This window comes from Nostoc sp. JL34 (assembly GCF_017114945.1).
Classification (GTDB): Bacteria; Cyanobacteriota; Cyanobacteriia; order Cyanobacteriales; family Nostocaceae; genus Nostoc.
On the sequence record NZ_JABXKQ010000147.1, the window covers coordinates 17661 to 33725 of the forward strand.

General features: G+C 40.3%; 14 protein-coding genes and 1 tRNA gene. 6 read left to right on the forward strand and 9 right to left on the reverse strand.

Annotation, left to right across the window (positions count from 1 at the left end; genetic code table 11):
• Positions 1–21: 21 nt before the first annotated feature.
• Positions 22–3096 carry a phosphoenolpyruvate carboxylase gene (gene ppc / locus HWQ44_RS27015; protein ID WP_292725024.1) on the forward strand — a complete coding sequence of 1025 codons (3075 nt, stop codon included), beginning with the start codon at positions 22–24 and terminating at the stop codon, positions 3094–3096.
• A gap of 58 nt (positions 3097–3154) precedes the next feature.
• On the forward strand, positions 3155–3409 hold the full coding sequence (locus HWQ44_RS27020) for a hypothetical protein (RefSeq protein ID WP_292725026.1): 255 nt from the start codon (positions 3155–3157) through the stop codon (positions 3407–3409).
• A gap of 286 nt (positions 3410–3695) precedes the next feature.
• Here the strand turns inward: HWQ44_RS27020 and HWQ44_RS27025 are convergent, their stop codons facing one another.
• Positions 3696–4370, reverse strand: a complete 675-nt coding sequence (locus HWQ44_RS27025) for a DUF1997 domain-containing protein (RefSeq protein WP_292725028.1) — start codon at positions 4368–4370, stop codon at positions 3696–3698.
• A gap of 178 nt (positions 4371–4548) precedes the next feature.
• On the opposite strand from HWQ44_RS27025, the gene HWQ44_RS27030 reads away from it, so the two are divergent.
• From HWQ44_RS27030 to HWQ44_RS27040, 3 genes are all read left to right on the forward strand, one after another.
• Entirely contained in the window at positions 4549–5205 is a 657-nt protein-coding gene (locus HWQ44_RS27030) for an NAD(P)H-binding protein (protein WP_292725030.1), read from the forward strand.
• Between the two features lie 143 nt (positions 5206–5348).
• Entirely contained in the window at positions 5349–5483 is a 135-nt protein-coding gene (locus tag HWQ44_RS27035; protein WP_292725032.1) for a hypothetical protein, read from the forward strand.
• Between the two features lie 645 nt (positions 5484–6128).
• Positions 6129–6785, forward strand: a complete 657-nt coding sequence (locus tag HWQ44_RS27040) for a glycoside hydrolase family protein (RefSeq protein WP_292725034.1) — start codon at positions 6129–6131, stop codon at positions 6783–6785.
• 10 nt (positions 6786–6795) lie between these two features.
• On the opposite strand, the gene menH is transcribed toward HWQ44_RS27040, so the two are convergent.
• The 5 genes from menH to HWQ44_RS27065 all read right to left on the reverse strand — a co-directional run bounded on the left by menH (position 6796) and on the right by HWQ44_RS27065 (position 13457).
• On the reverse strand, positions 6796–7608 hold the full coding sequence (gene menH / locus HWQ44_RS27045) for a 2-succinyl-6-hydroxy-2,4-cyclohexadiene-1-carboxylate synthase (protein WP_292725036.1): 813 nt from the start codon (positions 7606–7608) through the stop codon (positions 6796–6798).
• A 294-nt stretch (positions 7609–7902) separates the two neighbouring features.
• Positions 7903–8304, reverse strand: coding sequence for a metal-sensing transcriptional repressor (locus tag HWQ44_RS27050; RefSeq protein WP_292725038.1), 402 nt, complete (start codon positions 8302–8304; stop codon positions 7903–7905).
• Between the two features lie 140 nt (positions 8305–8444).
• Complete coding sequence (locus HWQ44_RS27055; RefSeq protein ID WP_292725040.1) at positions 8445–9608, reverse strand: endo-1,4-beta-xylanase; 1164 nt, start codon at positions 9606–9608, stop codon at positions 8445–8447.
• Between the two features lie 222 nt (positions 9609–9830).
• Complete coding sequence (locus tag HWQ44_RS27060; protein ID WP_292725042.1) at positions 9831–12011, reverse strand: glycosyltransferase; 2181 nt, start codon at positions 12009–12011, stop codon at positions 9831–9833.
• A gap of 111 nt (positions 12012–12122) precedes the next feature.
• On the reverse strand, positions 12123–13457 hold the full coding sequence (locus tag HWQ44_RS27065) for an HlyD family efflux transporter periplasmic adaptor subunit (RefSeq protein WP_292725043.1): 1335 nt from the start codon (positions 13455–13457) through the stop codon (positions 12123–12125).
• A gap of 894 nt (positions 13458–14351) precedes the next feature.
• On the opposite strand from HWQ44_RS27065, the gene HWQ44_RS27070 reads away from it, so the two are divergent.
• The gene (locus tag HWQ44_RS27070) at positions 14352–14489 is read left to right on the forward strand and encodes a hypothetical protein (RefSeq protein WP_292725045.1); all 138 of its coding nucleotides are present in this window, start codon (positions 14352–14354) and stop codon (positions 14487–14489) included.
• 4 nt (positions 14490–14493) lie between these two features.
• Here HWQ44_RS27070 and HWQ44_RS27075 read toward each other — a convergent pair whose 3' ends face one another.
• The 3 genes from HWQ44_RS27075 to HWQ44_RS27085 all read right to left on the reverse strand — a co-directional run bounded on the left by HWQ44_RS27075 (position 14494) and on the right by HWQ44_RS27085 (position 15813).
• Positions 14494–14916: a hypothetical protein gene (locus tag HWQ44_RS27075; protein ID WP_292725047.1), complete on the reverse strand. Its 423-nt coding sequence runs from the start codon at positions 14914–14916 to the stop codon at positions 14494–14496.
• A 32-nt stretch (positions 14917–14948) separates the two neighbouring features.
• Positions 14949–15022, reverse strand: a tRNA-Val gene (locus tag HWQ44_RS27080).
• Between the two features lie 170 nt (positions 15023–15192).
• Positions 15193–15813, reverse strand: coding sequence for a hypothetical protein (locus HWQ44_RS27085; protein WP_292725049.1), 621 nt, complete (start codon positions 15811–15813; stop codon positions 15193–15195).
• Positions 15814–16065 lie beyond the last annotated feature (252 nt).

Sequence of the window (16065 nt, forward strand, 5' to 3'; positions counted from 1 at the left end):
AGCTTTACAAAAATAGAGAATATGGGTTCCCTTTTATACTCTTCGTCTCAAACTGCGGATATATACCCGGTGTCGGAATTATTTTTGCGTCATCGTCTCCAGGTAGTGGAAGAATTGTGGGAGTCAGTTCTCCGGCAAGAATGTGGTCAAAATATGGTAGACTTATTGCGTCAGTTGCGCGATCTATGTTCACCAGAAGGACAAGCAACAAATGACCAAGCATCCTCAGCCGTCAAATTAATTGAACAACTAAATATCAACGAAGCAATTCGTGCCGCTCGTGCTTTCGCTCTGTATTTTCAGCTGATTAACATCATAGAGCAGGAATACGAACAACGACAGCAATTGAGTCGCTATGAGGCAGAAACAGATGAAATAGAGCCGCAAACACCATCTAATGTCAACTATTCCTCCAATCAAAGAGAAGATGACGCGCCTGTTAGCAAGGGAATAGCAGCAGACTTTCTGAGAAAAAGTTATCTAGAAAAAGCGCAAGTCAAGCCAAAAGGTACTTTTGCTGCCTTGTTTCCCTATTTATTCAAACTGAACGTACCACCCCAGCAAATTCAACGTCTAATTACACATCTGGATGTACGCTTAGTCTTCACAGCACACCCGACGGAAATTGTTCGTCATACCATCCGGGATAAGCAGCGACAAGTAGTACAACTTTTGCAAAAACTGGATGCCTTGGAAAACCACTCTGGTACTACACCAGGAGCATATCCTTGGGAAGCAGTAGATGTCCGCGAACAATTGCTCGAAGAGATTCGCCTCTGGTGGCGTACAGACGAACTTCACCAGTTCAAACCCACGGTGCTAGATGAAGTAGATTATGCCCTGCACTACTTCCAAGAAGTTTTATTTGATGGGATTCCGCAACTGTATAAACGTTTCAAACATACCCTATCCAATACCTTTCCTTGGCTTGAACCACCAAGTAAAAACTTTTGCTCTTTTGGCTCCTGGGTAGGCTCAGACAGAGATGGGAACCCATCAGTCACACCTGAAATTACTTGGCAGACAGCTTGCTATCAGCGCAAAATGGTGCTGGGGAGATATATTCAGTCAGTGAAAAATCTGATTGAATTGTTGAGTGTGTCGATGCACTGGAGTGATGTCTTACCAGATTTACTGGAATCTCTAGAATTGGATCAGTCTCAGTTGAGCGAAGTCTACGACGCACTGGCGCTGCGTTATCGACAAGAACCCTATCGGCTGAAACTGGCTTACGTGCTAAAACGGCTGGAAAATACTCGCGATCGCAATTTAGCTTTGTATAATCGGGAAACGCCAAAAAATCAAGACAGCCCCCTCTATCTTTCGGGAGCCGATTTTTTAGCAGAACTGCGGATGATTCAGCGCAACTTGACAGAAACAGGTTTAAGCTGTCGAGAATTAGAAAATCTCATCTGTCAGGCAGAAATTTTTGGCTTTAACTTGACACAGCTAGATATTCGCCAAGAATCATCCCGCCACGCCGATGCGCTCAATGAGATCCTGGAATACCTACAAATATTACCTCAACCTTACAACGAACTGTCTGAGGAGCAAAGAGTTGCTTGGCTCACAGGAGAACTGCAAACCCGGAGGCCATTAATTCCAGCAGAATTACCATTTTCTGAAAAAACCAACGATGTCATTGAAACCTTTCGCGTCGTGCGATCGCTGCAACAAGAATTTGGTCTTAACATCTGCCAAACTTACATTATCAGCATGTGCCGCGATGTGAGCGATGTGCTAGAAGTACTACTGTTAGCCAAAGAAGCCAGACTTTTTGACCCCGCCATTGCTGTCGGAACTATTCAAGTTGTCCCCCTATTTGAAACAGTAGAAGACTTACAACGCTCCAGAAGCGTCATGCGAAAACTGTTTGAACTCCCGTTATATCGGGCTTTGTTAGCCGGCGGCTACGAACATACAAAAGCAGAGGATGGCGATGAAAATTCATCCTCCCCTGCCTCTTCCTTGCCCTCCCCCCTCCCCCCTAACTTGCAAGAAGTAATGCTGGGGTATTCTGACAGCAACAAAGACTCTGGTTTTTTAAGTAGCAACTGGGAAATTCATAAAGCTCAAAAATCACTGCAAGAAATAGCAGAAAACTATGATCTAAATTTGCGGATTTTCCACGGACGTGGCGGTTCTGTGGGACGGGGTGGCGGCCCAGCTTACGAGGCTATTTTGGCTCAACCAGGTCATAGTATCAATGGGCGAATCAAGATTACCGAACAAGGAGAAGTTTTGGCTTCCAAATATTCCTTGTTGGACTTGGCTTTGTACCACATGGAAACCATCACCACTGCTGTGATTCAAGCTAGCCTGCTGCGGACAGGGTTTGATGATATTGAACCCTGGAATGAGATTATGGAAGAATTAGCAGCGCGATCGCGTCAACATTATCGTGCTTTAATCTACGAACAGCCTGATTTTGTTGATTTCTTCCACGAAGTAACTCCCATTGAAGAAATTAGCCAGCTACAAATTAGTTCCCGCCCCGCACGCCGTCCATCTGGTAAAAAAGATTTAAGCAGTCTGCGAGCTATTCCTTGGGTATTTAGCTGGACGCAAACTCGCTTTTTACTTCCTTCGTGGTATGGCGTTGGCACAGCATTACAAGAATTCTTGAACGAAGAACCAGAAGAACACTTGAAATTGCTACGCTACTTTTACGTTAAGTGGCCCTTTTTCAAGATGGTGATTTCTAAGGCCGAGATGACTTTGGCAAAAGTAGATATGCAAATGGCACACCACTACGTTCAAGAACTCTCAAAACCAGAAGATCAACTTCGTTTTGCCAAGGTTTTTGACCAAATTGCTAGCGAGTTCTATCTTACAAGGGATCTGGTGTTAAAAATCACCGATCATAATCGACTCTTAGATGGCGATCCTGTATTGCAACGATCTGTGCAGTTACGCAATGGCACAATTGTCCCCTTGGGATTTATCCAAGTTTCACTACTCAAACGTTTACGGCAGTCCCAAAATACTACTGCTACTTCTGGAGTAATTCATTCTCGTTACAGCAAAGGCGAGTTACTACGAGGAGCATTATTAACTATTAATGGGATTGCAGCCGGGATGAGAAATACAGGTTGATTGGGTATGGGGCATTGAAAATTGGGCATGAAAATGAGGAAGAAATGACTAATGACTAATGACAAAAAATAGAATTTTAATTTGCACTTTTTTGGCGCTGTCATCAGGTTTTTTTGGTGCTTATACCAGTGGACAAATTACCATGATGCTGCATAGCCAAAAGTGCCAAAACCAACCTTGGGGTTTAAAGGAGATGTGCAACGCTTGGATGACACCAGGAGCAATATGGCAAGGTAGTACAACAGGATTATGGACAGGAACTATCTTAGGGGCGTTTGTTGGTGGTTTGGTAACGCGACAAGCTCGTGATTAGTCTGTTGACTACCTAATCAAACGTAAGTTCGACGAACCTCTCCCTGCCTTGAACTTTAGTTCAAGTCTGTCACTTATCAAAGGTTTTGGTCTGATTTTAAGTATTTTGCTCTGCTTGTTAATAAAAATCTGGGTAATGGATAGCTGCAAACAGGGAGAGGAGACAAAGCACAGCTTTCGCGGAGTGGGTTTTTCGAGAATAAAAGGTAATTTACCGAACATAATATCAGGAGTCATAATGGTTACTTGAGATTGACTCCTGATAAGTGAATTCTGACTCCTTTGGTTCAGCGCTTTTTCTTGGAATTGGCATCAAAAGGTATATCCAAAGATTTATGAAAATCTTCCTGAACTTTGCGAGTTAAGCGGCGGGAGACTTGGCGGACGATTTGATTAAGTAAGCGATCGCCTGTAGATTGAACTATAGACTTGGGTAATCGCTGAATAAAACGGGGAAAGTGAAGATAAACTATCAAATCCAATTCCCACTCAACTCTTGTAACCTCGCCAATACTACTGCAAGTATCGTTCCCTTTTAGCTGTAGAGATGCCCGATAGTCTACGTCATAACCAGGTGGCTGGTAGTCAGGAATGGGGATTGTACGGATGCGGTAAATACCCTCCTCTGGGGGCAACAATTCCAAACCAATTTTCGGTTCTACTTCATAACCAAAAGAACCAAAACGACCAATTGTTAAAGCATAGCCATTTTCCCCAAGTGATTGTACCTTCATGGGTTCAGCGCAGCGCGAAAACCATGAGGCATGAGCATTGAGATACTCAGCAACCTTCTCTACAGGGGCAGCCATTTCCATAAAATCTTGATAACGACCGTAAAATTTTGTGAGCGTCGCTACATTTATTTCTGTTAATGTGTCCTTAGCTTCTTCTTGGCTGGACACTACAGGTAAAACTGCTTCTGTTATTTCCCAGGATTTATATTCGCTTTTTCTTGAAAGCATAAATGCATTACTGTATACTTTGGCGTTCGTCTATATTAATAGTTCCCCACATGCCTGGGTGATTTCGCATTCAGATCCCATTTTGACTGAAACCTCATTAATCTGCCATCAACTCCATAGAATTACTAAAATAAAGAATTGAACAAGCACACAATAGCTTCCCAGGATAGCATTTCTCATGAAAGCATTTGTAGCAGGGGCAACGGGTGAAACAGGTCGCCGGATTGTGCAAGAATTGATAGCGCGGAATATTCCTGTCATAGCTCTGGTGAGGGATATAGAGAAAGCTAGGGGTATTCTGTCTCCTGAAGCCGAATTAGTGGTAGGCGATGTATTACAACCAGAAAGTCTGGCTGGTGCATTGGGAGATAGCACAGTTGTGTTGGTTGCGACTGGGGCCAAACCAAGCTTTGACCCCACTGGCCCTTATAAAGTGGATTTTGAAGGGACTAAAAATTTAGTGGATGCTGCTAAGGCAAAGGGAATTGAGCATTTTGTCTTTGTTTCTTCTTTGTGTACTTCGCAGCTTTTCCATCCGCTAAATTTGTTTTGGCTGATCTTGTTGTGGAAAAAACAAGCCGAAGAGTATATCCAGAAAAGTGGTCTTACTTATACAATTGTGCGGCCTGGGGGGTTAAAGAATGAAGATAACCTCGACGCGATCATAATGCAGAGTGCAGATACACTGTTTGACGGTAGCATCCCCAGGCAGAAAGTCGCCCAAGTTGCTGTTGAGGCGCTGTTTGAAGCAGATGCAGGCAATAAAATTGTCGAAATTGTTGCCAAACCTGAAGCAGCCTCGAAAAGCTTTAAAGAGCTATTTCAACAGTGCTGATATCCTACAGGATTATATGGCTTCTGCATCTTATTCCCATCTCCAAAATATCGGTTGATAATTTTAATGGAAAAGCGATGCCTACGGCTGGTTATGCCTAAGCACTTTGTCAATTAGCTGGTCTCATCTAAATTGACCGCCCCTTGATTTTATTCCCGAAAGCGATCGCTTTCTCATTCACAACAGACAAGCGATCGCTTGTCTGTTTATACACCCCATTATCCCCAACAACAGAAAATGCGATCGCAATCTTAATTAAGCAAGCTGCCAGCTATTAGAGATGTAACGATAGTAGCTGTTACCCACCTGAAACTTCATGAAGCTGTTACTTCGATAGTAGTTCTTAACAGTAATGGAACTGTATGAACTCAGAGTAACCTTCAAATCGCTACCAAAAATACTGGTTGAGAGATTAGACAGACTATAATATCATGTTCGGGTAAAGACTTATCATTTAGACCGCAGGGGGCAGGGAGCAGGGGGCAGGGGAGAAAGAGGTTTTTCTGATTTTTGCACGGATGCGGTAATCATAAGTAATTAACCGGACTTGATATAACTAGAGAATTCCAAGATATCAAAAAAACTGATCACCAAGATTATAGGCATATACCTGACTAAAACTATAGGTTGTATTGCTAGAGTTATTGTCCTTGGCTCCATAGAGATACTGCAAAGCCCGAACATCATAAGCCATTGGTGAGGTATTATTATTACCAACTTATTTATGCTCATTTTTTTAATTCCTAAAAAAATGAGCAAATGGGGAATAATAACTAACAATCAGGTGTGAACTTTACTGGAATAAGTTCGTCGATGATTTTTGTTAGCATAAAGAGCAAATTTGAAGGAGTCGGACTCTGAAAGGCTTTGAATTCAAAGGTGTTGAAAAACTGATTGGGCCAATAGCCGCGCTTCTCGGCTTTGTGTATTTGTTGCAATGGTATATTGGAGACTTGCGATCGCCTTCTGATCCCATCTTTGAAAATAAACAGCCGCCTTTGGTGATGAAACAGGGCGACCCCTATATCCGCGCCTTAATGCGAACTATCTCGGCGAGTGAGGCTAGTGGGAACCGTCCCTATTCGCTGTTGTACGGTGGACAGCAAGTCAACGACCTCAGCCGACATCCTGAGATATGCATCACAATTGTCACAGGCCCCAACACGGGTAATTGTTCTACTGCTGCTGGCAGATATCAAATTATCAACATTACTTGGTATCGTTTAGCCCCGCGTTATCACCCAAAGCCGATGCAGATGATGTTTTGGACTGCTTATAGTTTTGAAGCAGAATATCAAGATGTAGTAGTTTACCGTTGGTTAAATGATTCTAAAGTTTGGGGAACTGATATTTCTCAACTCTTGCGTCAGGGAAAGTTAAATGATGTTTTGCGGCGACTCTCTCCCACTTGGACAAGTCTGGGATATGGTATAGAAACTAATTCTGTTAGTAACTCTTTGCCTAAGGTCTACCAAAAAATGTTGCAAGAGGAATTAAGCGCAGCAAAGCAACCACCAACAGTAAACTTAACTCCAACTCCCCAGATTCAGCCATCAGGTAAACAGCCAAAGAAGCTGTAAACTTCTTTGGCTAATTTTTGAAAAACTCTCTGATATTTTGCACAAATTGTACAGGATTTTCAAAGTGAACATTATGTGCAGTATTACTAATTATTTTTAGTTCTGCAATTTTACATATATTAACTATTTCTGTATTTATATCTCTAAATTTTTTGTCATTTTCACCAGCTAGTAACAGTAAAGGCGTTGTATTATCTTTGAGTTTTTCCCATAAAGATGGTTGATTACCAGTTCCCATGAATTTGAGTGATTTTGTTAATTCAATTAGATGATTCTGTAAGCGGTATTCTAGCAACTTTTCAAATTTTGGATGATTTTTGATATAACCAAAAATTGGCTGACTATACCAATTCGATAAAAAAGCAGCAAAATCAGTTTGAATAATACTTCTATTTAATTTTATAGCTATTTGAGCATCACGTTTAACTCGTTCTAATCGTTCTGCTTCTGTTGCTAAACCTGGAGAAGCTGATTCTAATACAACTTTAATAAAGCGTTCTGGGAAATGTAGAGTTAAGTATAAAGCCAATCTTCCGCCCATTGAATAAGCAATTAAATGGCATTTATCTATTTTTAATTTATCTAATAAGTTGATTATTGCTTGAGCGGTAGGTTCTATTTTATAGTATTCATCACTTCCTAAAACTTGGGTTTTACCATGTCCTGGTAAGTCAATGGTGAGATAAGAAAAATCTTCACTTAGTAATTCTATGGCTTCATCAAATTCATTAATATTTCCCATGAAGCCGTGCAAGAAAAGAATTAAAGGTTTATTTATATTGACATTTAAATAATAGTTAAAATTATACTTTTCTAAAGTCATTTTTATAGGATATATTTCAAGTCTCTGTTGATATAATTTTGAATTACAAGTTGAGTAAAGCAGAAAATTTGTGGATTTTTAAAAGGCAAAATTACGCATAGCTTGCTGCTATAGGCATCGCTTTTTCAATGCTTGCTTGGCAAGATTGGTAATTCCCAAACGTTCCCTTTTTAATCCACGTAAAATACTTGTGTTAATTTTGGCGTAAATGACCTTCTGGTTGAGTCAGTACAGCAAATGTCGCATCTCTACAAAATGTCTTGTAGTGCGAGTTAATTTTTTCTTTTTCAATTCTTAAGGTAAAAATCGATCTAAAGCAGCTTTTAACTGTTTAATTTCAACGTCAATATTACCCTCTTGTGCGGCTCTACCAATACACTCAGTTAAATGTTCATCTAAAACAATTCGCGCTACCTTATCTAATGCGCCGCGCACTGCGGCAATTTGCAGTAGAACATCAGGACAAGGGGTACTTTGCTGTACCATTGCCTTAATACCACGAACATGTCCTTCTATACGCGATAATCGATTGACAATTCGCCGTAAAGACTCTTCACTATGGACGTGAGGATGAGCTAACTCTCCAGTCCCATGAGTATGATCTGTATGTTCGTGGTCTGTATCGTGATGGTGAGAATGTTCTGCTTGCTGAGATGTTGGCAAGGATTCCTTACCTAATCGGTTTGATCCATTCATGGGTTATCAAAGGACTTGTAGTAGTAAGATCCTAGCCTAGTACTCGACCAAAATTTATGAGTGAGGAGTGGGGAGGATAAGGGAGAGTTAGAATTTTGGGCGTTGCTGAATCAAAATATGAATTATGCGATCGCCCTAATTCATATTTCTATTCTGCAACGCCAAACTTTGGATTGATTCATTTGGGATTGAAATGAGAATGAGCTAGTTTTACTCCAGTTCCACCCTTTTACCGTTATCCGGTAGTGTCCAAAGAAAGCACGGGTTGAGAATTGACCATTCTGATTGGTGATCCCACTTGCTCGAGTCCACCATTGGTGGAAAATTAGCTCTTGATAGACTTTTGCAGCCAGTTTTGGTTGGAAGTTTCTGTCAAAAATAGCTGCTTGAGGTACCCAATGAGCCTTCTCCCAGAATCCCCACATTAGAATTCCCTTAACCTTTGGGTGAGAAAAAGCGATTTGATACAGATTGAGCAGAATTTTTGCTTGTTCCTGCTCAGTATTGGCAAGTGTAGAAAATTCTGTGATCTTAATCGGTAAATTGAATTGTGCTAAGGTATCTAGACTGTATTGGATCTGTGCTGGTGTGATATTTTCTCTTAAAATGTGTGCCTGAATCCCAATCCCTCCAACTGGGACTCCTTGCGCTAGTAATGAACGAATCTGTTGAACATAGTCATTCAATCTTCTACCATTCAGGATGTCGTAATCATTAACATATAGCACTGCGTTCGGATCGGCAGCATGGCATCGCTCAAACATTGTTTTGACAATATTTTCTCCTAAGCGCTGTCTAAAAAAATCACCGTGTAGCATCTCATTTAAAACATCATATTCACGAATTCGCCCTCTATAGCGATCGCAAATTTCTGTTGCTCGCCGTTCAACAGCAAGTTGCAGTTCTTGCTTAGAGAGAGATTTGAGCCAAGGCTGGTTCCATTCCTCCACATCCCAAAAAAGTGCATGTCCGCGCAATGGTAGAGAATGGGCTTCGCTCCAGCTTAAAATTCGATCCGCATCTGCATAATTGACGTGTCCCCATTGTGGTTCAGTTGCATACCACTTAAGAGCGTTTTCATGCACAGTGCCATTGAAAAGTTGCCTAGAAAGATTAAAATAGTGAGCTTGGTCATGGGGATTAGCGTCTGGAGCAAACATTTCAGTACTGAGTGCTGTGCCAAACTCAAATTCATGTGTAACCTGCTCAAGTTTGACTTCTACACCGGAGACTGGCTTTTCCTTAGAATTAACAATCTGGATAACAATATTTCCTGTACGGATTCGATCAATTTGCTCTGACAATCTGAGTTGGTTGGCTTGCATAAAGGATAAAGGAGTAAGTGTTTCTGTTAAAATTGGACTCTGATTTGCCCAAAGTATACTTAAGCCCAATATCAAGAGTAAGTATCGCCCAAATTTAAACATTGTTAAACAGTTGTTTTATTCAACTAATTACCAGCTTTATGCTGATCTATCCTTATGCAAAAATTGACTCAAAAATTAAGCTTATAGGCTGATGATTGTTCAGTCATACCAATTGAGAAGTGGTCTTGCTTGAATTGTGGAGGCTATCATTGCCAGGAACGAGTCTAAAGTTCCAGGCTTCTTGCGCTGTTTCCACCAAGTCATTTCGGTATACAGCACCTCAACCAATTTACGCTGTTGCTCATTTTCAAGCTGGACAAATTGCATGGCGATGCCGAACTTATTCTTCTTGACAAAACAACGAACAATCTCCGCCTGTATGGAAAAGCCATACTCTAAAAATGTCACCTCGACAATCGATGTATTGAGGGCGACATCTGGCGTAATCAATACAACTCTAGTTCCACTTTCAGAAAGGTTTTGAGTGTAGCCCAAAAAAACTTTATCTTTGGCTGTAATCTTACAAGCTGTTTTTAAAGGAAAACGATCCATTGTCCGCCGAATTGGCTGATCGATAGCTGATAGAATAGCTACTCCCATAAATAGAGCATTATAGAAAAGCCAGAATATTAATACACCTGAACTTTCATCCAAAGTTAACCAAACTCCAAGTTGTACCCCAACAAGATGTAGTCCAATAATCAATACCGACAATGCTAAAAGAATAATCAGTGGTAATGTATGATTGAAATTGTAATTTTTTCGATCTGCCTTGACCCCTTTACGAGTAGCCCGACTTGCTTTGGCAAAGGGATTGCGGATAATAAGACCCAATCGCTTGAGTGCTGGAAAACAAAAGATTGTTTCGTATACTTCGTTCCAAAAGTAAGAAACTCGGTAATTTGATGCCCAACCATAAATTACAATATGCAATAACCAGAATGGCATAAAGTAGTAGAGAATTTCAGGCAGGGTGGCAATAAAGGGTGAAATTCCAAGGTAGGCACTGCACAGAGGTGCTAATATAAAAACAGATCGAAAAACTGATTGAAAGCAATAAAGAAGTTGCGATATACTGTAGCTTTTTTGAATCCAGTTTAGTTTTGACCAAATCGGAATATCATCGCCACAAAAGTAAACCTGAAAATTGCCTTGTAACCAGCGAAGTCGCTGATCGATAAAATCTGTATAGGTTCGAGTTGATTCTCCTGTACTAAGAACTTCATTGAGAAAAATTAGCCGAAAACCCTGCGTCAACATTCGCAAAGATGTTTGAAAGTCTTCAACGCAGCATCGAGTATAATAACCTCCAATGGCATCGAGAGAACTTCGTCGAACAACATAAGAACTACCACAGCAAATCACACTATTGCCCACATCTCGATTTGATTGCTGTAAACCGTAGAAATGCTCTAAATCATTAGGTAAAAAATTTTCTAACCCTAAATTACGAGCATGATAGTCAGGATTGTAAAAGTATTGTGGAGTCTGGACAAGAGAAATTTCTGGATTTTGAAAAAATCCAACCGTTCGAGTCAAAAAGTTTTTGAATGGCACAAAGTCTGCATCAATAGGTACAATCAATTCACCGCCAATATACTTCAACGCATTATTTAAGTTACCAGCCTTTGCATGGATATTGTCTGGGCGAGTGATGTATTCACATCCCAATTCCTCTGCCAGTGCTTTAATGTGAGGGCGGCGAGTATCATCCAAAATATAAATAGTTTTGTTGAGATACTCCATTGACTGACAGCCCATAACAGTTCGGCGAACAATATAGTCTGGTTCATTATAAGTAGGAATCAGCACATCAACGGAGGGAAGATATTGGGCAGAAAGAACAGCTTGAGAATATTGATTCGCCTCTGAACTTCGGACTTTGGAGGTTGACCAAATAGTTTGCAGTGTATATAAACAGCAAGAAACAAAGGAAATTACTTCTAAAATATAAATTGTTAAAGAAAAAACTACACTAGCTGGATGGGACAAATTTAAGGTGGCAACTGTTCGCCAGATAAAGTAGCGTGTTGCCAGAAATAATAGGATTAATTTCATGACAAAGCGGCTACTATTTGTAGATGGAATAAATCGCAGATAAACACAAATTAGAAGAACAGCAACAAGAGGAAATGATAACTCCCACTCAATGGATGGGATTTGTAATACAGTTGGCAATAATCGAGTAATACTTGGATTGACTTCGTAGGTTGGAAAAAGCGTCGGCCCGCCGCTTGTCCAAGTACTAATAAATCCTATTGATACAAATACAATGGCACTGATGATAAACAGTGTCCAAACCCATGAATCAAAGACTTTTTGAGGATCGGTTTTCGTCATTGTTATAACAGTAGTAAAAACTCAAAATTCCTTGAGAACGCAGAGGTAAAAAACCTTTAAGAAGTATATTAGAATGGGGAAATAAGTATAATTATCGGCAACTCGTGCAAATTAGAAGCCCGCAAAAAAACTGGTAGATCGCACCTTGAATATCACTCGCCCTGTGTAACCGATGTAACAAAGATTGCCATTATGCATATTCTCGGATGAGGAAGAACTAGGTTCCGTATCTTCCGTATCTAATGTAATATGCACTTGCGTATGTCGTGGTAAGTTTGGCATCATTGCTACAACAGTGTCTTCTCCAGCAGATAATCGCCCGATCCCCGAACGGATGACCGAGATTTTTCCTGTCAGGGTAACGGATGACGCTGTACCATTGAGCTTAATCTCGGCTGGAGTTCCAACTTTTAGTGATTGCACCTTCTGCTCGTCCACCCAAGCATCTACCCATCGTTGATTACAGACCGCAATTTGCCCTAGCGATTCTCCTTGTTGCACAAACTTACCAGGTTGGGCAGTCAGCCGCCACATTACTCCAGATTCGGGCGATTTGATTGTTGCAACCTGCTTGTGTTGTAAGTCTTTCTTTGCCTGACCAAACTCTGCTTTAGTTCCTTGAACCGTTTTTTTCAAGGTTTCAATTCCTTGCTGGTCTTCAGCAATTTGCAATTGCAATTCTACTAAACGAATGCTTGGGTCGTAGTTACTCCTTGTTCTAGATAATGATAAGCCATTACGAACAGCATCCTGATTAACCTGTAAGGCTGCAAGTTTAGCTTGCAGGCTTTCTACTTCACTTTCACGCTGTTTGAGTTCGATCTCTGCTGTATCAAAGCTGGCTTCTGCGATCGCTCCTTCTGACTTTAAAAGCTTTGCTCGTTTATAGTTTAATTGTGCAAGTTGATAACGCGACTTTGTACCCTTAAGATCGGACAGCAATTGCTTTTGGTTTTGCTGATTCTCCAAGACTGCCAACCTCTCCTGGTTTACAGCATCTCGATTTACTATATTCAGAAGTGACAGTTTATGCGCCAAACGTTCTTGAGCCTGTCTTAACTCTGCTTCTTGTTGATTCAGGCGACTAGAAATTTCTTGAGCTTGAAGTTGGCTAGCGCGTTGATTTTCTATAACAAATAACAACTCCTCAGAGTTTATAGACTGACCAGTTTTGGCTGTAACTTTTGAAATCACACCTTCTTGTTGTGTTCGTATGTCCGTCAGCATACCGTTCATAACTGCATCAACGCTATTTACAGTTGTTAATTGAGCTTTCATGAAGCGGAAAGACCAACTTAGCAATGCAGCACTGATTAGAATCATTGCTGCATTGGAAGCTAGAGAGCGTACTGACTTTGGTTCATACAAGACTTTTAACCCATGAATGGATGAAAGCTGATTATTAACAGTTTTAGTGGGCTGGGAGGCAGGAGGACGTTTGAACATTGGCATAATTAAGCTTAAAAAAGATGCAGAAAAACTACGGGTTTTAACAGACGAAGTTTATGTTGAGCTTATTCCATACTTCACCCCTAATTATTTATCAACTTTAAATTGAAGTTTATCTATGTTAGTTCAATCAAATCAATTAAATAACTGATATAAATTAAATCTGCTGACAATGAATGCTATCAAAACTAACTGCTTTCGCTTATTTGTAATAGTCCCTCAGATTCCAGCTTCACAATTAAACTATTTAGACCTTATCTTGAGATATAAGTCTTTGGTAAAATTCTCTATTGAGCCTCATGCAGGCAATAATATAAACTGAGTGGATCAATAAAATATACTGACATTAACTAGAAATATTGATTAAAGTTAGGTTATTAGCTAATATCAATTTTCTGTGAAGCTGTACATTATTTTAACCCCTCCCAACCTCCCCTTAGTAAGGGGAGATTTAGAGATGGTGGGTTTTTTCTATGGGTCTTGATAAAGAATTGGTATAAATAGCTAATCAACTGTTAAAAACTATATTAAATTTGATGATTAAGCTAGAAAAATCAAGTCTTTCAGGCTAAATGTTTAGACATAATTATTGAATTTATGTCTGTTTTCATTTCTACTCAATCCCAATTTATCTTAAAGGTAAACGCATTAAATATTGACGAGGCAGGATAAGGGTAGAATGCACACCTGTCCGCAATCAAATAAGACTTTCAGAAAATTAAATATTCATTTTTATCAGAATAATAATCATTATTAAGAGAGAGTTATAGACAGCCGACGGCTACCTATCAAAGAATCGGACTTTTTGCGTTAAGTCGTAAAGAGACGAAATAGTAAGGGTTTTAACCTAAGATTTCCGATTAATACTTAATATCTATAAAAATAAGCAACTTGAGAATAGAACTTTGGCAAAAAACACAAAGGAGCGATCGCACCCTGTTTTCCTCTCTACGAGACGCTACTCGCGTTCGCTTGAATGGAGAAATAAAGGGCGAACGCTGTGCTGTACTGTTACAGATTTTACATTAATTATTCAAGAATCAATATCAATACAAATCACTGTAACGTATGGATTAATTACTGATTCAGGTACATCAATTGTTAATTCTCCTAACGGATTAGAATTGAGGATAGAATCCATAATTGCACAGCGACTTGTGTAGGTTAGTGCTGTGCCGTCAGCAAGAATAAACACCGATTTTACTCGTTTGATGATGTATGCCCCAAAGTCTATGAATTGCACAGGTGCGCCCCAGTCTAAACTATCGCTAGCGATCGCCATTTCCCTTGTGACAGCTTTCAAAACATAGCTTCGGAAGTAGGAACCAAAACCCGTTTCCTTAATTACAGCTTGTGTAGCAATCGTCTGCTGTGCGAATTTCTCTAAAGACAATTGCTGCTGATATTCTTGATGAAGTTGCCAGGATGCGATCGCTGGTTTTCTGTTGTTGTACATTAACTAATTATTTGTCACTGTACACTTGTAAATGGACGTAACTGGATTCGAACCAGTGACCTCTACGATGTCAACGTAGCGCTCTAACCAACTGAGCTATACGTCCTCAACCACACAATTACCAAGAGTAGCACATACTTTTCTGACAAGGCAAGATAAAAGACCAAATCAGGTAAACTTTATAAGCTCAATCAATGGTAACTTTTCGTGGAATGAAAGAAACAAGTCAAATCCTCCCCGCTTCCAATAAGACTGCCTAATTTTCTGAAAGTTTTTTTAAGTTTCTCGAATCCAAAATGCCAATCCTCCTCCACGACCGCGAGCCGCAATGAAATCTTCCGTCACTAAAAAGAAGGCAAAGAAGGGTAGTTTAGCTATGGGCTGGTTGTAAAAATCTTCTGTTTGAAGTTTACCAGAACGGATTGCTCTGTTGTAAACAGCACGACCAAACAGACTGATAACCATATAGTTAAAGTCAAACGCCAATAAATTTTTCTTACTTAAATATTGCACTGGCCCCGTGAGCTTCAACAAAACTGGGTTAAATTTAACCTGATTACCAATTTCGCCTCTGCCTGAATCCTCTTCTGATGTGGCATTAAAGGAAACATGGATTGCTATAAACTTGGGTACATACAAACCCTTGCCTAATACAATTCCCCCGCCCTCTCTGACTTTTTTAGTGCCAGTGACAAAGCAAAGTTGCCATTTACCTAGAAGAGACTCAAACGGATAAGTCAACCGTTGCCGCTTGGCAGCTTTTTCTGCTTGTAGCAACGCAGTGATTAATATTTCAGCACTAGGGCGTGTGCCTCTCTGTCCTCGATACGCAGCCGCAGCCTGGGATAGCACGGCCACAAAGTCAAATGTCGCTGTAGATGTCAAATCAGCCGTCATGAAAGCACTCTGAACTTAACTATTCTTTGCTTTTCTGATAAATTGTAGCGTTCATCTGTTTCTTTTCCTTCGATCTGTTGTTATTCCCTAAATACAAGTGCAGATTAGCCAAATTGATCGGTGTTGTGGCAAAGGTTATCTGCATACGATGCGATCGCTCCAAATTGCATCCATGCGATGATAGATATATTCGCGGAGGGAGCATGTCAACTTTGTTAGAACAAAAGAACTAAACAGGCTCTAAAGCTGAAC